The 21,798-nt window shown below is 68.0% G+C and carries 16 protein-coding genes; 6 read left to right on the forward strand and 10 right to left on the reverse strand.

All coding sequences use genetic code 11. From position 1 onward, the window contains the following. Positions 1 to 343: 343 nt before the first annotated feature. The 7 genes from ACVHNB_RS25170 to ACVHNB_RS25200 all read right to left on the reverse strand — a co-directional run bounded on the left by ACVHNB_RS25170 (position 344) and on the right by ACVHNB_RS25200 (position 4,673). A complete protein-coding gene (locus ACVHNB_RS25170) occupies positions 344 to 487 on the reverse strand; it encodes a hypothetical protein (protein WP_456225948.1) in 144 nt (47 codons plus the stop codon). Between the two features lie 151 nt (positions 488 to 638). Beyond that, positions 639 to 812 (reverse strand): phospholipase D-like domain-containing protein, encoded by a 174-nt coding sequence (locus ACVHNB_RS25175; RefSeq protein WP_456228945.1) that lies wholly within the window; start codon positions 810 to 812, stop codon positions 639 to 641. 51 nt (positions 813 to 863) lie between these two features. Next, complete coding sequence (gene drmC / locus ACVHNB_RS25180; RefSeq protein WP_456225949.1) at positions 864 to 1,400, reverse strand: DISARM system phospholipase D-like protein DrmC; 537 nt, start codon at positions 1,398 to 1,400, stop codon at positions 864 to 866. Further along, positions 1,397 to 3,301 (reverse strand): DrmB family protein, encoded by a 1,905-nt coding sequence (gene drmB, locus ACVHNB_RS25185; protein WP_456225950.1) that lies wholly within the window; start codon positions 3,299 to 3,301, stop codon positions 1,397 to 1,399. The genes drmC and drmB overlap by 4 nt, the downstream gene beginning before the upstream one ends. After that, complete coding sequence (locus tag ACVHNB_RS25190; protein ID WP_456225951.1) at positions 3,298 to 3,648, reverse strand: hypothetical protein; 351 nt, start codon at positions 3,646 to 3,648, stop codon at positions 3,298 to 3,300. Before ACVHNB_RS25190 ends, drmB begins: the two co-directional genes overlap by 4 nt. A 4-nt stretch (positions 3,649 to 3,652) precedes the next feature. Next, positions 3,653 to 4,315 carry a helicase-related protein gene (locus tag ACVHNB_RS25195; protein ID WP_456225952.1) on the reverse strand — a complete coding sequence of 221 codons (663 nt, stop codon included), beginning with the start codon at positions 4,313 to 4,315 and terminating at the stop codon, positions 3,653 to 3,655. 217 nt (positions 4,316 to 4,532) lie between these two features. Next, the gene (locus tag ACVHNB_RS25200) at positions 4,533 to 4,673 is read right to left on the reverse strand and encodes a hypothetical protein (protein ID WP_456225953.1); all 141 of its coding nucleotides are present in this window, start codon (positions 4,671 to 4,673) and stop codon (positions 4,533 to 4,535) included. Positions 4,674 to 4,902: 229 nt separating this feature from the next. Between ACVHNB_RS25200 and ACVHNB_RS25205 the strand changes: the two genes are divergently transcribed. The 5 genes from ACVHNB_RS25205 to ACVHNB_RS25225 all read left to right on the forward strand — a co-directional run bounded on the left by ACVHNB_RS25205 (position 4,903) and on the right by ACVHNB_RS25225 (position 18,295). Then, positions 4,903 to 5,877 (forward strand): serine/threonine-protein kinase, encoded by a 975-nt coding sequence (locus ACVHNB_RS25205; RefSeq protein ID WP_456225954.1) that lies wholly within the window; start codon positions 4,903 to 4,905, stop codon positions 5,875 to 5,877. Between the two features lie 11 nt (positions 5,878 to 5,888). Beyond that, positions 5,889 to 7,535: a protein kinase domain-containing protein gene (locus ACVHNB_RS25210; protein ID WP_456225955.1), complete on the forward strand. Its 1,647-nt coding sequence runs from the start codon at positions 5,889 to 5,891 to the stop codon at positions 7,533 to 7,535. A gap of 123 nt (positions 7,536 to 7,658) precedes the next feature. Then, entirely contained in the window at positions 7,659 to 10,907 is a 3,249-nt protein-coding gene (drmD, locus tag ACVHNB_RS25215) for a DISARM system SNF2-like helicase DrmD (protein ID WP_456225956.1), read from the forward strand. Beyond that, entirely contained in the window at positions 10,907 to 15,331 is a 4,425-nt protein-coding gene (locus tag ACVHNB_RS25220; protein WP_456225957.1) for an Eco57I restriction-modification methylase domain-containing protein, read from the forward strand. Before drmD ends, ACVHNB_RS25220 begins: the two co-directional genes overlap by 1 nt. Before the next feature lie 111 nt (positions 15,332 to 15,442). Then, on the forward strand, positions 15,443 to 18,295 hold the full coding sequence (locus ACVHNB_RS25225; protein ID WP_456225958.1) for a hypothetical protein: 2,853 nt from the start codon (positions 15,443 to 15,445) through the stop codon (positions 18,293 to 18,295). A 19-nt stretch (positions 18,296 to 18,314) separates the two neighbouring features. Here ACVHNB_RS25225 and ACVHNB_RS25230 read toward each other — a convergent pair whose 3' ends face one another. Together ACVHNB_RS25230 and ACVHNB_RS25235 are read right to left on the reverse strand one after the other, a co-directional pair. After that, positions 18,315 to 18,530 carry a DUF397 domain-containing protein gene (locus ACVHNB_RS25230; protein WP_456225959.1) on the reverse strand — a complete coding sequence of 72 codons (216 nt, stop codon included), beginning with the start codon at positions 18,528 to 18,530 and terminating at the stop codon, positions 18,315 to 18,317. Next, positions 18,527 to 19,261 (reverse strand): DUF5753 domain-containing protein, encoded by a 735-nt coding sequence (locus ACVHNB_RS25235; RefSeq protein WP_456225960.1) that lies wholly within the window; start codon positions 19,259 to 19,261, stop codon positions 18,527 to 18,529. The genes ACVHNB_RS25230 and ACVHNB_RS25235 overlap by 4 nt, the downstream gene beginning before the upstream one ends. 279 nt (positions 19,262 to 19,540) lie before the next feature. On the opposite strand from ACVHNB_RS25235, the gene ACVHNB_RS25240 reads away from it, so the two are divergent. Continuing rightward, a complete protein-coding gene (locus ACVHNB_RS25240; RefSeq protein WP_456225961.1) occupies positions 19,541 to 20,101 on the forward strand; it encodes an ATP-binding protein in 561 nt (186 codons plus the stop codon). A gap of 21 nt (positions 20,102 to 20,122) precedes the next feature. Here the strand turns inward: ACVHNB_RS25240 and ACVHNB_RS25245 are convergent, their stop codons facing one another. After that, a complete protein-coding gene (locus tag ACVHNB_RS25245) occupies positions 20,123 to 21,694 on the reverse strand; it encodes a hypothetical protein (protein WP_456225962.1) in 1,572 nt (523 codons plus the stop codon). Positions 21,695 to 21,798: the final 104 nt, after the last annotated feature.

Below are 21,798 nucleotides of genomic sequence, written 5' to 3' on the forward strand. Positions count from 1 at the left end.
CATCAGTTGAGTTCTGGGCGGAAGCGAACCACGGCTGGAGCGGCGTGCGGTTGATGTCAAGGAGCAGCGGTCTCAGGTCGTCGTGCCGACGGATGAAGTCTTTGATCGCGCAGTCGTCGTCCCAGTCCTCTCCGTACAGGTCCTCCCAGGCATTGCTCCCGGGCCGGAGGTAAAGCGGACGGCGTCGGCCACGGCCTGCGAGACAGAGGTTGAGATGTCCACGGCGGCGGTGGGCGGCAAGGTGAGCAGGTCCGGGACTGCGGCAAGGGTGAGGGCCAGCGGGTCGCTCGCGGGCTCGGGGTGCCCAGCACGGTCACCGCGTCCTCAGTCGGCACTTGGTCCTTCAGCAGGTGAAGGTCCCCGCGAGCACCTCCAGGGTGTCGGCGTTGCCGGGCTGCTCAGAGACCACCACGATCGAGTAGCTGCTGGCGCTCCGGTCGCACTCGAAGCGGGCATATGGGGAGGGGATGGTCTCTTCGAGGTGCATGGGGTCTTCTTCCTTGTCGGGCGTCGTCCGGCGGGGCGGGCCGGTGCCGACGGCGCTCCTCTTCCGCACCCGCAGGCAGGGAAGGACACGCTTGCGCACCGGATCGGCCGAGGCATGCCTTCCACGCGGCCAGCGGCACCCGCAGGTCGGCTCACGGCAGGGGGGTCAGAATCCCCCGGCGCTGCAATTCCCGGATGTGTTCGGCTGCCCTCTGCGGAGCGGTGCCGCCTGTGACGAGCACTCCCGCCTCCAGATTCCTGCGTACCCCGGATTCCGTCAGGTTGGCGCTGCCCACCAGCAGGATGCGGCGATCAGCGACGGCCAGTTTGGCGTGTTGTCGGGCATGCTCGTGCCCGCGTGCCGCGGGGGCCCAGTGCTAGAGTCTCAGGCCGGGCACCGAGGCGAATGCCGTGGCCGGCTCGGGTCCGCCGAGCAGTCCGGCCGCGCCTTCCCGGGTCTCGACGACGACGTGCACGTCGACGCCGCGTGCGACGGCCTCACTCAGGGCGGATATGAGCGGAGGGTAGCGGCGGGCCGCGTAGGCCATGGCCAGGAATTCGGAGCGGGCCCCGCCGACGACCTCGGTAAGGACGCGTGTGGTCGCGCGTACCGGCACGCCCGGTGTGGCCGGTCCGCTCCATACCGTGCGCACTTCGGCTTCGTCCCTGCGCCGGGACCGCCCCGCCACGAACCCACGAAGGTAGGCGGCGGCCTCGGCCGACGGAACGTGATTGCTCTGAACTGCCTCGTACAGCGCCCGGATCGCATCGCCGACGGCCGGGGCCTGGAACAGGAGCAGTGCATACTCCAGGCTCCGGCCGCGAGCGAGCACCCCCGCCAGGTCCTTGGCCCGGGATGGCCCGAGCAGGACGACCGCCTGCTCTGCCGCCGCCTCGAAGTCCCGACGGCTCACGGCCGCAGGTTCACCGGCGTCAGCACCTGGTCGGTGTCGTCGCCGAGCGGGACGAGGAAACGGCGGTCCAGGAAGCGGTTGCCGCGTTCGCAGGTCGTCTCGGAGACGAAGAGGCAGACGTGGCAGGCCGCGCCGTGCAGGTAGTCCGCGGGGTCCTTTGGCAGCCGTTCGGCGCAGAGCGGGTCGGAGGAGCAGCGAGCCGCGTCCTCCAGGGCTCTGCGCACGATCCGTTCGAAGTGGGTGTCCTCGGTGAGCGAGACGAGGCCGCCCAGGGTGCCCTCGGAGTCGGGAACGGCGGTGTAGATGAGGATGCCGGTACGGGTGTTCTCCTCGTCTCCGGCGTAGATACGTTCGCCGGGGCTCGCCGAGCTGTAGCCGCATTCGAGGGCGATGGTGCGGATCAGCAGGTGGGACAGGGTGTGCAGAGCTATGTAGCGTTCGCCCGGCCAGCCGCGCATGGGATCGAAGGGGCCTGTGATGCGGTCCGACTTCCGGTTGCTGCGGAACCGGCCGAAGGCTTCCCGGTGCGCCGCCATCTGCGGCGACTTCTGCATCCGGTCCTCCCACTCGGCCATCAGGTCCTCGCGCACCCGCAGGAAGATGCCCTCACCGCGGACCTCGCTGGCCGGCACCCAGTTCTGCGAGGTGCGGGAGAGCCTTACGAGCGTGGCGATCTCGTCGGATTCAGGGTCGGGGGCGTCGAGGCGGGTGAAGCCGACCAGCGCGCGTGCCTCCCGAAGCCGCTGCACCTGGCGGACGTCCGCGAGCAGTCCGTCAAGGGGCGTGGGGACGGTGACGCTCTCCATCGCGAAGTCGTCGGTGGGATCGGGTACGTGCGGCGCGGCGAGGACTTCCCATTCGGGGCTGAGCAGGTCGGCCGTCGCCTCGGTGACCTGGTTCTGCTGTCCGGTGGCGCCCTGCCTGCGGGCCTCGACGGCGGCGATCAGCGCGTCCGGGTCGTACTCCTTGAGATAGGTGAACTGCGGCATGGCGCACAGGGCGTCGTAGACGGGACGGGAGGTGACGTTCTGCAGTTCCACCCAGCGTTCCTCGACGAGTTCGGTCAGGTCCTGGTTCCTGCTCGGCGGCAGGGCGAGGGCGCTGAGCGTCATCGGGAACCACTGGTTGGAGGCGCCCGCCACCATCAGGGTGGCCTCGCGGTCGCAGCCGTCACTCTCGAAGGCGGACAGGTGCGGGTGGCGGCCGCGGCAGGCGGGCAGCTCGGCGCGGCCCCGCTCCCCCATCGCGTCGCGGATGTTGCGCTTCTCCCCGCAGGCGACGCATTCGAGGGTGACGTTGGCCGCCTGGTTGCCTCCGTGGTCCTTCATCCGCATCAGCGGTCGGGGACTCTTCGCGCACACGTTGCCGCGGTGCACGAACATCGCGTACGGGAACTCGTCGAGGTGTCCGTTCGTGCAGACCAGGGTGAAGCGTGCGGTTACGGCGAGCAGCCTGCCGAACTTGCAGTCGCTGTGGGCGAACTTCGCCTCGTGCGGGGTGCGCGGGTTGTTGTTGAGGAAGGTGAAGGCGTCCGCGTCGACGGGGGCGAGCAGGTTGCACGCGGTGCAGCGCAGCCACTGCGGGAAGGGCGTGACGGGGACGCCGATGCCCTGCGCTGCCCAGTCCTTGGGGGCGCCGTCCGCGCCCTCCATCCAGGGAGCAGAGCGCAGCTCGCTGATCTGGGCCCGTCCGTAGAGCTGGAGGGCCCGGTTGACGGCGGTGCGCAGCCGGGGTTCCTCGATGAGGTAATCGTCCGGGAGTAGCCCTGTGTGGCTCCAGAACTCGAGCCCCGTGACGAGGACGGAGAAGTTGGGCAGGTCGACGAGCGCACCCACGCGGGCCGTGTACATGAGGTGGCTGGGGCGTGCCGCGCCCACACGCCGGTAGTAGTTGCCGCTCATCGCCCTCCCTTTCCTGCCGCCTCGGCGGCGTCCCCGTACTCGTCGGCGTCGACCTGCGCGCCGCCGTCTCCACCTTCCCCACCCGTGCCCTCGGCGTCATTACCGCTCGCGGCCGCAAAGTGCCAGGCGGGACCACCGTTGGTGGGCTGGTCCACGAAGTTGCCGCCGCCCGGCAGCAGCAGGTTGAGTTCGTTCTCGGTCTCCCGCATGGACATGGGCACGGTGAGTTCGTCCCAGCGTGAGCCGTCGGCCCGGTGGAGGAGCCCGGTGACCAGGGCGTCCTTCTTCTCCTTGCGGTAGCCCTGGACGCCGCCGCTCTCGCGCCGTTCCTCCCATCCGTCCTTCAAGGCTTCAATCCGTTCGGTCAGGTAGTCCTGGGCGCGCTGCCCGCCAACGGCGGTCCGCCCGTTCCAGCAGCCGCTGTTCGACCTGCTGGGCGAGTTCGCCGTAGAGATCTACGTGCTGGGCATCGGTGTTGCGGGAGTACTCGTACGCGGCCTGGCGCAGCGCCGCGATGTACGTGGGTGCCGTGCCCCGGTCGAGCGCGCGGCGCGTGAACGGCGTGACCGACAGGGCTTCGACCTGGCGGTAGAAGGTCGCGTGGTAGTGCGCGAAGTCCTCAAAGTGCGCCAGGTCTCGCGGGCGGGACCAGTTGTAGAGGGTGACGACCAGTCCGGGCCGGCGCGCGTCCCGGCCGACGCGGGAGGACGACTGGATGTACTCGGCGGTGTTCTTGGGCTGACCGACGACGAGCATCAGGCCGAACCGGGAGACGTCGACGCCGACCTGGAGCATGGAGGTAGCCAGAACGACATCCACGGCCCGCTGCTGCACGGGCGTCATACGGGCCCGCGGTTCGCGCTTGTCCCGCCGGGCCGCCACGTACTCGGCGGCAAAGGCCTTGCGGCGCTTCGAAGTGTCCCGTTCCGGGTCGAAGGGGGACTCCAGCCGCTTGAGGGTGGCGCTGATGTCCGCCGAAGAGATGCGAGAAGTCAGTTCCTGGATGGTGAGCATCCAGGATTTGGTGGGAATGCGGTCCGCGATCGTGTCGTACCCCTTGCGGCCGCCGTTGGCGCGGACGCGGGTGGCAGTACAGCAGCACGCGGCGCCGGTCCGGGTCGTAGTTCATGTTGGAGTGGGCGGTCAGGCTCTGCCCGCACCAGGGGCAGCTAAGGACCTGGATGACCCGCGCGTGCTTGTCGCTGACGCTCTCCCGGGACCCCGCGATCTGTTACTGGGCCTCGCCGAACCAGTTGGGCGATACCGAGGTTCCCACCCACAGTCCGATACGGAACGGGGTGGCGCCCCAGCGCCGGTCGCGCGGGTACTCCTCGCGGCGCAACACTTCGCGGGCCTCGGCTGCGCTGCCCACGGTGCCCTGGAACCTGCGCAGGGCGAAGTGTACGCGGCGAGGCCAAGGTAGGCCTCGGTCTTGCCGCCACCGGTGCCCTGGCAATGCCATATGCGGCCGACCCCCGTGACCTGACGACAGAGCCCTCTCGGGCTTCGCGGCAGACAGCTCGTTCAACTGCCCTAGGATCTTCAGCAATCACTTACGCGCTGTCATGTCACGTAGACGTACGAGCTTGGGGAGGCCCGGCATGTCTCGGGGAGAGCGCATCGCCGATCGTTATGAGTTGTGCACTCCGATCGGCCACGGAGCGATGGGCGAAGTGTGGGAGTGCACCGACCTGCGCCTTAAACGGCAGGTCGCCCTCAAGTTCATCCGTCCGGAACTCCTCGGCTCCGACGATGAACGGCAGCGCGTCATCCGGCGCTTCCGGCGTGAGGCCGCCGCTCTCGCCGGGGTCGACCATCCCCACGTCGCGACCGTGCACGACGCCGGTGAGTGGAAAGCGATGCAGTATCTCGTCATGCAACTCGTGCCGGGCGTGGCGACTGTGGCGGATCTCCTGGCGGAGCATGGTCCGCTCACGGTGAAGGCAACCGCCGCCGCGGGCGCGCAGATCGCCGCCGGACTGTCTGCCGTACATGCGGCAGGTCTCGTACACAGGGATCTCAAGCCGCAGAACATCATGGTTGCACCCGACGGCATCTTGAAGATCATCGACTTCGGTCTGGTGGCCGTACCCGGCGCTACGCCCATACGGTTGACCGCCGCCGGAGAGGAAATCGGCGCACCGGACTATCGGGCCCCAGAACAGGAAGGCGGTCCCCATTCCCACGTCGATCACCGGGCCGATCTCTACTCACTGGGCTGTGTACTGCACTTCATGTTGACCGAGAAGCCCCCGTTCACCGCTCCGACACCAGCGCTCATCGTGCTGGCGCACCGCAACAGTGCGCCCCCAACCTTCACGTCACTCCGTCCCGACGTCCCACCGGAGCTCGAAGATCTGGTCGTCCGGCTCCTTGCGAAGAACCCCGACGAGCGGCCCGCCGACGCCGCCTCGGTGAACTCCCTCCTGGCCCGCCATGTCCCTTCGTCCGCACCTGACGCATCGTGGGATTCGGTTCCGGCAGCGGGTATGGACGTCACGCGGCCGTTCCGGCTCCCATCCTCTCCGCGACCGCCGGCAGCCCGGGTCGACGATGGAGTGCGGGAGAGCCGATGAGGGACCAGCACATGGCGACAGGCGAGCTGATCGACAACCGCTACGAGCTGGCGGAGCTGCTCGGCAGAGGTGGCATGGGCGAAGTGTGGGCGGCGTACGACCAGCGGCTGGACCGGTCCGTGGCGGTAAAGTTGCTGACACCGCAGACGACTGTCTCCGGGATGCCGCGCCACCTCGATCCGCAGGACCCCGCCGTCATCCGCTTCACCAGAGAAGCCCGGCTGATGGCCAAGCTGGAGCATCCCTATGTACCGGTCATCCATGATGCGGGTACTCATCGAGCGAGCTGGCTCTACCTGGTGATGCAGCGCGTGTACGGGCACACGTTGGACCGGCTCGTGGCCCGGCGCGGGCCCTTCCCCGTGGAGTGGGCCGCTGCGGTGGGCGCCCAGGTGTGCTCCGTACTGGCCCAGGCTCACGGACGCGGGTTCGTCCACCGGGATCTGACGCCCCGCAACGTGATGCTCACTGCGGACGGCACCGTCCGCGTCCTCGACTTCGGTATCGCCACCGCGCTGCAGCCGCCGGACGGCCCACGGTTGACGAGCGCCGGCATGGTGGCCGGAACTCCGGGCTTCATCTCGCCCGAGCAGGGCAAGGGGCAGGCGGCGACCCCCCTCAGTGATCTGTACGCGCTGGGCTGCGTGCTGTACGAGATCCTGGGCGGACGACCGCCGTTCACCGCCGACGAGCCGCTGGCCCTGGTGGTCCGGCACATCGCCGATACCCCGGTGCCCCTTGACCGGCTGCGCGACGACGCGCCGACGGAACTGTGCGAGCTGGTCTCCCGCCTGCTTGCGAAGAGTCCCGAGGATCGTCCAGCGGACGCGGCTGAAGTCCGGGAAGTCCTCGCGCCCTGGGCCGAGCAGGCAGTGCCGAAGGCCGCCCGGGCGGGTGCTCCGGGGCCCGGCTCCGCCACCGCACATCTGCCACGTGGCGACGCAGAGCTTCCAGGCAATCCCCCTCCGGACGGGGAACGCGCACCCTCCCCGGAGCACACTCCGGCCCCGGCACCCGCAGTGCTGCCTCCCGCTCGAACGCTGCAACCGCGGTCCCCCTCGGGAGCCGGGTCGCCCGTGCCCTCGGACCCGGAGGACCTGCGTGAGCACGCGCAACGCCTTGCGGCCGAGGGGCGACTGTCCCAGGCGCTGGAGCTGCTGGGCAGGGATCTCGTCGCGGCGCTGCCCCTCTTCGGCTCATCCCATCCGGAGGTCGTCTCCCGCAGGCTGGCCATCCTGCGGTTGCAGTTCGAGGCGCAGGAGCTGCAAGCGGCGCGCGACGGTTGTCTGGAGCTCGCGGAAACCCTCGCGTCGGCCCGTTCCGCGCCGTATGCCGACCTCGCGGCGTGCCGGGTGATGGCTGCCCGCTGTCTCGGCCGTCTCGGACACAACACCGCCGCTCTCCAGGAGCTTCGTCAAGCGCTCGATCTCCAGAAGGAGGTACTTCCCCCCCTACATCCGGAGGTATTGGAGACCCGGCGGGAAATCGCCACCCTTCTGGCAGGCGCGGGCTCGGCCGACGAAGCCCTGGAGGCTCTGCGCTCTCTCGCCGAAGATCAGCGGACCGCGCTGCCGCCGGACCATCCTGCCCATGCCGAGGTGGAGCGCCTAGTCGGCCGGCTGGGCCGATTGACCCGCACCCTCCATCTCCCACAGTAAGCCCGGGGCAGCCCCTCACCATCGGAAAAGTATCTGCGTGAACTGAGTCAACGAACGAATCACTCGCTAGTATGAGGCGCTCCGGTAGGCACCGCCGTCTCGCCGATAGTGGAGGATGTCCGCATGCCCGGTACCACCCGTACTTCCAAAGCCTCCACAATCGTCGCGCCGCCCGAGGAGAACGCTCTCGTCCAGGTGCGCGGCCAGAACTGGGTGGTGTCCGGTGTCGAAGCTGCCCCGGTCGGCGATGTCACCCTGGTGCATCTGCAGTCCGTCGCCGACGGCCGCTACGGCGACACCCTGTCCGTCATATGGGAGGTCGAGCCCGGACGCCGCGTGTTGCCTGCCGGCTCCCTTCCCGACGCCTCCGCGGGGGCGTTCGACCCGCCGGAGCAGCTCGCCTCCTTCCTCGACGCCGTCCGCTGGTCCGCCGTCGCCTCCGCGGACGTCAGGACACTCCAGGCACCCTTCCGCTCCGGGGTGGCCATCGAGCCGTACCAGCTGGAACCGGTCGCACGCGCCGTCGGCGCCCCCCGCGTCAACCTGCTGCTCGCCGACGACGTCGGCCTCGGCAAGACCGTGGAGGCCGGGCTGGTCGCCGAGGAGCTGCGGCTGCGCGGTCGGGCCCACCGCATCATGGTCGTCTGCCCGGCGGGGCTCACCCTCAAGTGGCGCGACGAGATGGCGGACAAGTTCGGCCTCGACTTCACCGTGGTCGACTCGGCCTGCTGCGCCGAGCTGCGCCGCACGCACAGCAGCGCCGCCAACCCGTTCCGGGTGTTCCCGATGACCATCGTGAGCCTTCCCTGGCTGCGTACGCCCAAGGCGCAGAGGCTCATCGACGAGGTTCTGCCGCCCGGCGGGTCCACGGAGCTGCCGGGCCGCCCCGGACGCCGTACCTTCGACCTGCTGATCCTGGACGAGGCGCACCACGTCGCCCCCAGCGCGCCCAAGCAGATCTACGCCGTCGACTCCCAGCAGACCAAGCTGATCCGGCGACTCGCCCCCCACTTCGAGCACCGGCTCTTCCTCTCCGCCACCCCGCACAACGGCTACCAGGACTCCTACACGGCGCTGCTGGAGCTCATCGACAACCAGCGCTTTTTCCGCAGTGTCGAACCGGACAAGGCCGCCCTCGACGACACCGTCGTACGGCGGCTGAAGAGCACCGTGACCAACGAGGACGGCAGCCCGCGCTTCCACGCCCGCGAGTCCCAGGCGCTGCCCGTCGAGTACCCGGACACCGAGCGCGAGATCCACGCCCTCCTCACCCGCTACGCCGAGCTGCGCAGGAAGCGCGTGGCCCCCGACCGGCGCGGTGGCCGGAAAGCCGTCGACCTGGTCACCCTGCTGCTGAAGAAGCGGCTGTTCTCCTCCCCCGCCGCCTTCGCTCACACGGTCGACGTCCACCTCGAATCGGTGCGCGCCAAGGCGAAGTCCGGCAGGAACAAGGATGTTCAGGCCCCGGTGGAAACCCCGCTGTGGATCACCCAGTATGAGGACTACGCCGCCGACCTCGACGACGAGGAGCTCTCCGAGGCTGAGCACGACGCGATCACCCGCGCCGCCACGGTCACCCCGGGGACATCCGCGGAAGAGTCCGAGCTGCTGGAGCGGATGGCCCACTGGGGCCAGGCCCACCAGGCGTCCCCCGACGCCAAGGCCAAGGAGCTCATCAAGACCCTCAGGGCCATCTGCCTCACCGGCGGGACGTGGGGGAACGAGCGGGTCGTCGTCTTCACCGAGTACCGCGACACCCAGGACTGGCTGCTGAACCTGCTCCAGCAGGAGGGCCTCGCCCAGGAGGGCCGCGTCCTCACCCTCCACGGCGGGAAGAACGCCGACGAGCGCGAGCAGATCCGGCTCGCCTTCCAGGAGCCGCCCCACAACCCGGAGGGCAAGGTCCGCATCCTCATCGCCACCGACGCCGCCAGCGAGGGCATCGACCTCCAGGACCACTGTCGGCACCTGATCAACTACGACATCCCGTTCAACCCCAACAAGCTGGAACAGCGCATCGGCCGTATCGACCGCTACGGCCAGCGCCACAACCCGCAGATCATGCACTTCGTCGGTGCCGCCTGGGACAAGGCCAGGACCGATGTGTACGAGGCCGACCTGGAGTTCCTCGCCCGTATCGCGAAAAAGGTCGCGCGGATGGAGGAGGACCTCGGCGAGGTCAACGCCGTGCTCGCCGAGAAGGTGCAGCTCCGGATGACCGGGCAGCTCAGCGACTTCGACATCGAGCACGCCCGTGCCAGGAAGATCAAGGGCCGTCCCACCGGTGGCAAGGTGGACGCCGAGCAGAACGTCACCGAGCAGGTGCGACGACTCAGCGCCCAGCTGAAGCAGACCACCGATGAACTCGGCATCACCCCCGACCGGGTCGCCCGTGTGGTGAACACGGCGCTGAACCTGGCGCGGCAGCAGCCGCTCGTGCCCTGCCTCGACGAGAACGCGCCGTCCGAGGACGACTTCCGGCAGGGCCTGTTCACCGTGCCACCGCTGACCGGCTCCTGGGAGCGCGCCACCCGCGGCCTGCCCGACAAGCTCCGCCCCGACGTCCTGCGCCCGGTGACGTTCGATCCGAAGGCGGCCTCGGGACGCCCCGACATCGTGCTCGCCCATCTGAACCATCCGCTGGTCGCCATGTCGACGCGGCTGCTGCGCGCGGCCGTGTGGAACGCGAACAACGTCGACCTGCGCCGGATCACGGCCGTCGTCAGCGACGACCCCGCCCTGGAGACCACCTTCGTCGGCGCGTACGCCCGATTCGTGCTGGTCGGCACGGACGGGCAGCGCCTCCACGAGGAGATCCTGCACGCGGGCGGCTGGCTGGGCGACAACGGCTGGCAGCGGCGGCTGCGCGGTGTGGAGGCGGTCGCCTCGATCCTGGACCGCGCGCTCACCGAGGGCCGCCCCGCCAAGGAGCGCCTGCTCCACCGGCTGCAGCAGAGCTGGTCGAAGACGTACGAGGGCCTCACCCAGTCCGTCGAGGCGCGCGGCAAGGAGCGCAAGGCGTCCCTGATGGACCGGCTGGCCGAGCGCCAGGCCGACGAGGAGCAGCGCATCAACGGCACCCTCGACCGCCTCCAGCGCACCCTGCGCGCCCGGCTCGGCGAGACCTCCTCCGGCACAGCGACCTCCCCTGCGGGCGGGATGGACACGCTCTTCGGCCTGGACGAACTGAAGGACCCCGACGAGCGCCGCCAGCTCACCGACGACCGCAAGCGCTGGCGGGCCCGGCTCGACGGCCTTGAGGACGAGCGTCAGCGCGAACTCGCCGCGATCGCCGCCCGCTACCGCGACCCGCAGGACCACCTCTTCCCGGTCGCCGTCGTCTTCGTCATCCCCGCCAAGGAGGCCTACTGATGAGCCCCGCGCCCCGCTCCGGAGGCCGCCGCCCCTCCGCCGCCGCGATCCGTGCCGTGAAAGCGTCCGACGGCAAGCAGCAGCACCTGGACTGGCTGAACCTCGTCGAGGTGTCCGGCCCGTTCCTCACCCTGCCGGTCCTGCTGCGCACCTGGCCGCAGCTGGAGGGCGTCCCCAGCGAGCGCCGCGCCGACATTCGCCTCCACCACGGCATCTGGCAGGACGGCCGCAAGGGCGCCGGCCGCCTCGACTGGATCGGCTTCCTGCTGCGCACCCTGCTGGAATGGGACGACGCCCTGCATCTGCGTGAGGGCGCCGGGCAGTTCGGCGACAGCGGCGAGAGCCTGGCAGAGGACGACGCGCTGCTGGACCGGTTCGCCGTCAGCCCGCCCGGAGCCGACAACACCGTCCGCCCCGACTTCGCCCTCGTCCACCCCGGCAGCGACCCCGCCGCCGAACCGGACACCGCTGCCGCCGCCAAGCACCTACCGATCCTCGGCCTGGTCCTGCCACACGACACCGTGCCGACCCGCCGCATCAAGGGCGATTCCTGGTCGGCGAGCGGAGTCGACCGCCTCGCCCACGTCCTGCGCCACCACGGCGTAGAGCTGGGTCTGGTCACCGACGGCCGATGGTGGTCCCTGGTCTGGGCGCCGCCCGGCGGCGTCACCACGAGCGCCACCTTCGACACCATCGCCTGGAACGAGCGGGCCGACCTGGTGGCGGTCCGCGCCTGGGTGTCCCTACTGCGACGCGGCCGCTTCTTCGGACGGCCCGAGGACGAGCTCCTTCCGGCGCTGCTGCGCGAGAGCCTGGAAGGCCAGGAAGACGTCACCGAGGCCCTCGGTATCCAGGTCCGCCAGGCCGTCGAACTCCTGGTGGACTCCATCGGCCGCGCCGAGGCCCGGATGGTCAAGCGCGGCGGCAGGGGCCTGTCGGGAGTACCGGCGAGCGAGGTCTACCGGGGCGCCGTCGCGGTCATGATGCGCGTCGTGTTCCTGCTCTTCGCCGAGGAACGCGGCCTGCTGCCCGCGGACAACGAGCTGTATGCGGAGGCGTACTCGGCCGGGCGGCTTTACGAGACGCTGGACAAGCGCCGCCGCGCGGACGGCGAGGACTCCCTGGAGCACACGACGGCCGCCTGGCACCGGCTGATCGCCCTCTTCCACGCCGTGCACGGCGGAGTGGACCACCCGCTGCTCACCCTGCCCGCGTACGACGGCTCCATCTTCGACCCCAAGCGCTTCCCCTGGCTGGAGGCGGTCCCGCAGGGCGCGGACGGCACGGACGACGACGCGGCGCGAGCCGCCGACGGCCACACCTCCCTCCTCCCGATCGACGACCGCACCGTCCTGCACGTCCTCGACTCGGTGCAGTTCGTCGTCGTCAACAGGGAGCGGCGCCGACTGACCTTCCGCGCCCTGGATGTGGAACAGATCGGTTACGTGTACGAGGGCCTCCTCTCGTACGACGGCAAGCGCGCCCAGGACACCGTGCTCGGGCTCGTCGGCAAGCCTGGCCTGGAACACGAGGTGGGCCTGACCGAACTGGAGGAACTGGCCGCCCCGTTCGGCGTGGGCACGCGCGCCGTCCCCGGCCAGAAGCCGAATCTGCCGGGCCTTGCGAAGAAGCTGTACGAGCACTTCAAGGACCCCAAGCCGCCGGCCACGGCGTCGAAGATGGAGAAGCTGCTCGCTCCCGGCGACGAGCAGGCGCGGGGCAAGGCCCTCCACCGCCTGCTCGCGGTCACCGAGAACGACCGCGACCTCGCCGAGCGCATCCTCCCCTTCCACGGCCTGCTCCGCGACGACCTGCGCGGCCTTCCGGTAGTGATCCCGGAGGACGGCCTGTACGTCACCGAGTCCCGCCTCCGCAAGAACACCGGCACCCACTACACGCCACGTGCCCTGGCCCAGCAGGTCGCCGAGGGCGCGCTGGAACCGCTGGTCTACCGGCCGGGCCCGCTCCAGACGGCGGACGAGAAGCAGTGGAAGCTCATCAAGCCGGACGAGATCCTGAAGCTCAAGGTCGCCGACATCGCGATGGGTTCGGCGGCATTCCTGGTCGCCGCCTGCCGTTACCTCGCGGACAGACTGGTCGACGCCTGGGTCGAGGAGGAGGACGAGGAGGCCCTGGCGTTCCGCGGCAGCCACCGCGACCAGGCGGGCGCGGTCACGGCGGCGGACGCGGAGAGCGACCCGGTGATGATCCGCGCCCGGCGCCAGATCATCGAGCACTGCCTGTACGGGGTGGACATCAACCCGATGGCAGTGGAGATGGCCAAGCTGTCGCTGTGGCTGATCTCCATGGACCCGGAGCGACCGTTCACGTTCCTGGACGACCGGTTGGTGGCGGGCGACTCGCTGCTGGGCATCACGTCTGTGGAACAGCTGGAGGTCATGGACCTCAACGCACGACGGGGCCGCGAGCGGCACGAGCGGGGCGTCATCGACTTCACGGCGGGTGTGCGTGAACTGGTCCACGAACTCGCCGAGGACCGCAAGCAGATCGGCGACATGCCGGGCGAGACGCTGAAGGACATCGCGGAGAAGCGGGCCATACTCGCGGACGTCCAGGAACGGGCGGATCGGGTCAACCTGCTCGCCGACCTGACGGCAGGGGCGGCCCTGGCCTCGCACGGGAGCGGGCCGCTGCCGGCTCGGGAGTCGCTGAAGAAGGAGATGTCCCGGCACGGGTGGTCCCTGAAGAGGTCCGAGGCTCCGATGGCTGCGGCGGGCATGGGGTTCGCCGTGGCGAAGGGGCTTGAGGGGGCCATGGAGGAGGCTCGGGCGCTGGCACGGGAGTGGCTGGCTACGGATCTGCCGGAAGGCGGGTTTGAGCGGGAGCCGGTGCATTGGCCGTTGGTGTTTCCGGAGGTGTTCGAGGATGGTGGGTTTGATGCGGTGATTGGGAATCCGCCGTTCCTGGGCGGACCGAAGCTAACCCCTTCCCTGGGACTGCCATATCGAAAGGCACTCGTAACTCACGTATCCAACGGAGTCGGGAAGACCAATACTGACCTGATCGGCTTTTTCTTCATGCGGTGTGCGCGAATGATCAACAACGCAGGCACCTTGGGAATCATCGCCACCAATAGCTTGACACAGGGAGACACCAGGGCTGTCGGACTGGACCAAGCCGTCTATGAGTTCACTATTTATCGCGCCACCAGAAGCAAGCCCTGGCCCTCCAAGAGCGCCGCCCTTGAATACTGCGCCGTCTGGCTGTCACCCGAAGTCCACCCCGAATCTCGCCGCCTCCTCGACGGTGTAAACGTACGCGGGATCACCTCATCACTGACTGCCGAATCCCGCGCCTCCGGCAATGTTAAACCACTGCGCGAGAACGCCGGAATTTGCTTTATTGGCCATCACGTAAACGGAGCAGGGTTTCTACTCGACCCCAGTGAGGCCGATTCCTTGATCGCCGCCAATTCGAGAAACTCGGACGTCATCAGACCGTACCTAAACGGCCAGGATCTCAACCAAAGCACGTCCGGTACGGCTAGCCGATGGGCTATCAACTTCGCCGACTGGGACCTAGACACAGCTGAGCAGTATCCCGAATGCCTCCGAATCATCGAGAACCTAGTAAAGCCAGAACGCGAGCAAAGAAATAGGAGTGCGCACGGACGTCGATGGTGGCGATATGCGGACTATCGGATTGGCATGGAAGAAGCCATCCGTACACTCGACGAGGTGATCGTTATTGCTCTTGTGAGCAAGGCCGTGATGCCAATGATTGTTCGCACGGGTCAGGTTTTCTCTCACATGCTCGGCGTCTTCGCATCCAAAGATTACGGACTGTTTAGCCTTGCCAGTAGCTCGCCTCACTACTGGTGGACTATTGATCGAGCATCAACTCTCGAATCGCGCATCCGCTACACCCCCACTGATGTCTTCGAAACCCTCGTGCGACCAAAAATAACGCAAGAAATGCGCGACCTTGGCGTCACCCTTCATAATTCCCGTCGCGATATCATGTCGGGTCGCTCTATTGGGCTCACCGCTACCTATAACCTTATTCACGATCCCGACTGCCGCGATGATGACATCAACGAACTGCGTGCAATGCATCACGCCATCGATGAAGCAACGGCGCGAGCCTACGACTGGGACGACCTCCTGGATGCGCCCGGCGGGCTGGACCATGGGTTCCATGAGACCGACCAGGGCACCCGCTACACCATTGGTCCTATCGCCCGCACCGAAATCATCGACCGCCTCCGCGAGTTGAATCACAAGCGATACGCCGCCGAGGTCGCTGCGGGACTTCACAAGGGCAAGTCCGGCAACAAGGGAAAACGGACGCAAGGCTCGGCCAAGATGACCCAGCGGGAGGAAATCCCCGGCACCGAGGAGGGCGACCCAGCCGAGGGCTTCGGGGACGACGGGCTCTTCCCGCCCCAAGATGCCCTCTTCTGATTCGAACATCCCCCGTGCCGCCACCACCCCCACAGCAGCACCGGCGGCGGCCCGTTCTTCCCCCCTCGCGCAACGCCCAGGCCCCTTCACTCCCGCCCAGTGGAGCGCGTCATGTCTGTCATCGACACTCGGCTCGTCCAGACCGCCGTTATCGGTACCAAGAACTCGGACCAGCCGGTCATCCTCCCCGAAGAGCCTTACAACCTCGACCAGTTCCGCCGACACTTCCAGGGAAAGCGGTTCTGGTGCGGCACGCTGCTCGGCGGTTGCGGCGAAGAGCTGATGACCAAGCGGTACGAGACCAAGGTCTGCCACTTCGCCCACTTTCCTGATCGAACTGGCATGGCCCCGGCATGTCATCGCGTCGCAAATGGCGCCGACAGTGCCGACCATCTCTTCATCAAGAGGGACCTGACCGACTGGCTCAAGGCCCAGGGCGTCCGCGTCCAGGCCGAGCTGCGCAACCTCGGTACCGGGCCCGGCGACGCAGTGGACTTCTGGCTCCCCTCGACTCAGCAGCGGCTGCGCTTCCAGCTGTGCCTCCAGGACTACCGCACCTGGTACCGGGCCGAGCAGGAGCTCAGCACGTCCTCGGAACAGATGGACTGGATCTTCGGCGCCGAAGGGCCGATCTCGGCCAACATGGCGCAACGGCAGGGCTACGCGCTTCGCGTCAAGTGCGAGACCCACGGCTCTGACCGGCGCGTGCTGATCGGCGTCGAACGCACCGGGCGTCCTGTCACCTGGTCATCACTCGACGTTTGCCGACTCACTTCCGACGGGCTGATCACGCCCGTTCTGGAGGAGCTACTCAGCGACGGCAGTGTCATCCAGCGCGGCAAAGGCGCATGGCTCCGACCTGCGACGTTTCCCCTCCGGGCCGACCAGATTGTGTTCGCTATCGACGCCAAGGCTCCGACGCCCAAGCACTCCCCACTCGCGGCCGAAGGTCGCTACATCATCACCGCGGACGTGAAGCCCGCCGACAGCCGCATAATTCGTGCTCATGTGTCCCTTCCAGATGTCGTCCCCATGCCGACCGAGCAGTACGTGTACCGGCTGTATGGAGTGGCCCGTCTCCTCCTCACTGATCCCGATCCGCGAGACGGGGTGCAGTGGGCGGTAAGGGCCGATGGCGTTGTTCAGCTCGGTGGCATCGAGGCCGAACGCACCGGCCTGTGGCGCCCAGGGGTCGCACTTCCCCAACCGGTTCGGGGAACGACTGACGTCCCTGTTCCCGCCCAGCGCGTTGTCACGGGACAGACGGCTGCCGCATCCGACAGAGCTGGCTCAGTGCAACCGTCGAGTATGGGTGCCTCCACAAGGCCGGATCCGGAATCGGTGACCCGGGTTCGCAAAGCATTGGAAGACTTCGCCAGGCGTCGCACCCCCACGACGTGGAGCACGCTCGGAACGGTCGCGAAACTCAACCTGGTTCGGCTGTCTCCGACCGAACGCCGAGACCTTCTCATCGCGGTCGATCGTCCCGCAACCCCGGACAAGCCCGTGCTCTCGGCTTTGGTGCGGGACTCCGGCGGCCGTCCGCTCCCGGATATGACGACCATCATCCGCAAGCTCGGGCTTCAGCCACCCGCCGATGAGGTCACGCTAAAACTGTGGTGCGACCGGGAGAAGGATCGCGCCTACCATGCCCACGGCTCATCACGTGTTCGCATGATCCCGGCCCGGCTGGCGATCGGCGCCGATGGCAGGGCATCCGAACCCCCGGCGACCCCACGTCCTAAGAAGCGGCAGGTTACAGGCGATTCGCGGCGTGCCGGGGTGTCGGAAGACGGCCTCCACGAGCTCATTCGAGCTTTGGCCCGCGGGCAAGAGTTGTTGCGCGCGACAAGCGGCCCGCAATACACGAGGTTGTCGAAGGCCATGAAGAAGGCTCGGGCACGCCTCGATGCGCACCACGCTGCTAAGGCCAAGGGAACGGCCCACGCCGACTGGTTGAACAGTCATAGTGATTCACTGAGTCGCCATGCTCAGCTCCTGGGACAAGCCATCAGGGCAACGGAGGATTCCTTCGCCTCTCGGCCAGACCCTGCTGCAGAGACACTCAAACCTCTGCAGGCGCCTTCGCCGCCCGCCGTCACCGAGGTCAGCTCCTCGAAGGAGCCGGCCGAAGGGGCAGTTGCCCAGTCACCCAAGGATGCAGCCGCCGAGCAGCTCGACTCGCTCGTGGAGCAGTTCAGAGAGGCGCAGCGGGTTCTCGACGTCGACCGGGCTGAGGAAATCTACCGGTTGGCCAACCCCATTTACAGGACACAGTTGTCTCCCGCAGCGCAGCACCGCAATCAGGCGATTCTTGCGGAGATGAGGACGTGGGTGGGCGTGCAACAGCCCAATCGTTCCTCGGCACTTCTCAAACGCTGTCGGCGTCTGATCCACCAGATGCGGGAAGAAAGTGGCACCATCACTACCGATGGCCTGGCGGCCCTCGTGGCGGAAGCGGAGGCGTTGAGTGAACGCGTCGCTCTGCCCGACACCGACCAGAAGGGTCTCGCCCGATGGCAGCAGCACCTCCAAGCGCGACGCGAGGCTGAGCAGCTCACCTCAGCCGACGATCCATCCAAGGACAAGCCTGTAGCCGAAGGTCGGCTTTCCCGGTCACAGGTTCAAGTCGTTGCGGCCGCTGTGCGCTCCTTGCTGGAGCAAACCGCACGTAGTCAGTCCCTGACAACCTGGGGTGACCTGCGACGGCGACTGGGGGAGGACGTTCTCCCCCGCCTGCACCCCGATGATCAAGGCGAGGTTCTCGTCGCTGTTGACCGTGCCACTCCGGCCGACGAGCCCCTGTTGTCGAGCCTCATCGTCGTGGGAGACGACGAGATCCATCCCTTGTACCGTCACGTGGCCTTCTCGCTCGACCGCGACGTTCCTCTTTCGGATGCGGCTCTCCGAAGCGAGTGGACGGTGGACGTGTTACGTCTACGCACGCTATGGAAGCACCGGTGAGGCGCCACTCGACCGTCCGCTACCGCTCGGCTGCGAGGAGGAGGAAGTGAGCCCAGGCGCTGGAATCGAAGGCAAGCGATACACCTTGGGCGTTCTTCGAGTCTCGCACGTGCACTTTTGCGGGCGTTATAGCCACCTCAATGCACTCGCCACCTTCTGGGCCGCTATAGGTGCTTTTACGCCAGAACCGGGATGTCGACCTACTGCCTGGCTGCTCATTGGCTGCGTCGCTCATAGCTCTCCCGCCACCCGCTCGATTAAGTGCGCCGACTCTTCGGTGTTGAGGGCTTGCGAGCGCAGCTTGCCATACCTGAGCGCGAAGGCACTGGCCTTGTGAGGATCGGAGATCACCATGCTCTCACCGTGTGACTCGAAGTACGCCACCTGTTGGTGATCAGTCGTCTCGATGAGCACCATCGGCCCGTGCAGTCCGGCGTGAGCACCCTGCGAGGTCGGCATGACCTGCACGGCGACATTCCGCAACTTCGCGTGCCTCAGCACCTGATGCAGCTGCTCCTTGAGTACTGGGTGGCCCCCCACCGGACAGTGCAGCGCCGGCTCGCCGATGACGAAAGCCAGCTCCACTACGGGACTTCGGGTCAGCATCTCTTGCCGCTGTAGACGCGCCTCCACGCGCTGCTCGATGGTCTCATCATCAAACGGCGGGCAATGGGCTTGGAGCAGCGCCCGCGCGTATGCCTCAGTCTGGAGCAACCCCGGGATGACCTGGCTCCCGTACCAGAAGAAGCTCACCGCCTCCGCCTCGATCGCCGCGAAGTCCTGGAAGAACAGCGGCAGTCGCGCCAGGTCCACGTCCTCCTGGAGTACCCGCAGCGCACCGCCCGCGTTCAGCACCTGCTCCGCCGCCTCCGTGAACGCGGCCTTCACCGGGCGCCAGCCTTGCTCAATGGAGGCGGCCTGTTCACAGGAGTAGCCGACGGCGTCGGCCAGTTCCGGCTGGGTCATTCCGGACAGCTCACGGAAGTGCTTGACCAGCTTCCCGTACCCCGTCCAGATCCGGGGACGATCGTCACCGCCGACTCCCCTACCGCCGCCCTTGCACCTGACAGCGTGGCGGTCCCCCATACGCACACTCCTCGGACTCGACAGGGACCGGACCAACTTCCGTAACACCCGACGCGTCACGGTCGGCCACCCGTACAACGGCGCATCCGGCTCGTACACCGGCAGGGCGTACTCCCAAGTGTCCTGTTAAGACTAAATGCGTGACGGGACGGTTACCCTGTGAATTTCCTTTCGAGCCATTCCCCTGCGCAACTCACGCACCCCAGCCCTACCCGCACCTTCACCCAGCAGTTCAGCTCCACCCGGCGAGGGGCGCGGCTGGCCCGTCTCCTCGCGGTGAACCAGTTCGATGCCTGGGGCTGGCCGAACCGGTCGGATACCTCGCAGACCGCCGCACTCCTCGTGGCCGAGCTGGCGTCGAACGCCGTCCTGCACGGCCAGGTGTCCGGCCGGGATTTCCGGCTGCGCCTCGCTGTGGACGACACCCCGGCCCAGCCGCACGAACTGGACACCGCGCGCCCGACCATTCTTCGGATCGAGATGACCGATCCGCGTGGGGAACGTCTGCCGCAGCCGCCCCAGCAGGCGGGGCCCGACGCCGATCCCTGCACCAGCCCCGCCGTCACCCGCCGCGAAGGTGGGCATGGGCTGCTGCTCGTCCAGAACCTCGCCACTCGCTGGGGCGTCGCGCCGTATCCGCCCTCCGGCAAGACGGTCTGGTGCGAGCTGGACGTCAACCCCTGTCCGACACCCGTAAAGCGAACCTGTTCCAGGGACTGATCACCAGGGACGACCCCGCGGTCAGAACAGCATGTCGTCGCGCTGGAAGAGCCCCCCGTCGAAGACGGGACCCGACTCCTCTTCGCGCGGCAGGTCCTCGTTCACTACCAGGCCGTCCACCTCGGCCCCGTCTTCCCACGGCCCGCCGCCGCGCCCGGAACTCCGCCGCGTCAGCTCGTCCGCCCCGGGCTCGCCGGCCTCGCCGCTCAGCACCCTCAGCCTGGCGTACGCGTACTCCCCGCACAGGTCCCGCACCTCACCGGGTATATCCACCCTGATCGTGCGCAGCACCCGGAGCCCGCCCGCCTGCCGCGCGGCGAGGATGTCGAGGCGGACGAATCCGGTCATGGCGAGCATCAGCAGCCGGGACAGGTCGTCGCGGCCGTCCCCGTCGTACCTGAAGCGCAGGTGGTGGAGGAAGCTCTCGGGCTCGTCGTCGGGCAAGCCGATGAGCAGGTCTCCCGGCTGGTCCTTGCTGACCTCGAACTGGATCCGGCCGTCGTGACCGAGCTTGGCCGCCATGTGCTCCTCGGGGCCGGGGCGCACGGCGCAGAACCACCAAGGGGTGTGCCCAGGCAGGGAGTGCCAGGTGTACGTCTTGGGTGTCGCGCCCCAGTGGGACTCGGCACGCAGCTCGACCATGGTCGTCATCCAGCCCGGTGCCGGAGCCTGCGGGTCGGGCAGGAGCGGCCTCGGGTGGGGACCGGCGCCCGCGTCCCGCACGAGGTGGGCCTCCAGCAGCGGTTCCCAGTCGCGTTGCCGGGAGCCATGGGCCGCCTGGAACAGCTCCTGTTCGTACGTCGTGAGGCCGTCGCGTACGCGCCGACAGACTCTGCCGTAGTCCGCCGCCGCGGCCGACACATCCGCCCAGAGGCCGCTGCCCGTGCCGGAGCTCAGCTCGTCGGCTCGTAGGCGTACGTACTCCGCGATCTCGTTCCCGCTGCCGAGTGCGACGAGGTGCCGCGCCTCCCCGAGGTACTCCCCGAGGTACTGGGCCGAGCGGCTCAGTTGCTCGGCGACGGGCGCCCGCTCCAGCAGCCCGAGGGCGGCTCCCGTGACGTTGTCCCGCTGGGTGGCGCGCAGATACGCGGCGAAGGACTGCCATCGGGCTCCCGGGTCGAGGGGCCTGTCCAGGGAGCCATCGCTCATCACCATCGGGTCGAGCACCCAGCGTTCGTCCAGTTCGCGAGCCGTGCGCAGGGCTCCGACGGCGGCGGCGCGGCGTGCGGTGTACAACTGGAGCAGCCCGCTCCACAGGTCAAAACTCCGCCAGGGGCGCAGCAGCGGGAGGGAGTGCTCGTGCAGGTGGCGCAGGAGACGGGCGACCAGGTCCGCGCAGTCCTCCAGGGGCGGTTCGCGCTCCGGCCAGAGTGAGTAGAGCTCGTCGGCGATGTCGGTGGCGGCGGCCATCCGCTGTTCGCGCAGTGCGGTGCGGGCCATGAGCATGGCCTGTACGAGGGTGAGGTCTCCCACGTCTCTGGGGAGGAATCGTTCCGTCCCCGGGCAGGCGAAATCCAGTTCCATCACCAGTTCCTGGACGATGCCCTCCCACCACTCGGCTCTGACGCCGGAGAATTCCCTGCCGCTGTCCACTTCCCACCCCTGTAACTGCGTTTACTGACACCCTTGTTGAGGATGTGTCAGCTGTTGCCGGACGGGCATCACTGTACGCCGCACGACAGGAGAAGTCACTTGTG

The organism is Streptomyces sp. YJ-C3 (assembly GCF_053891275.1).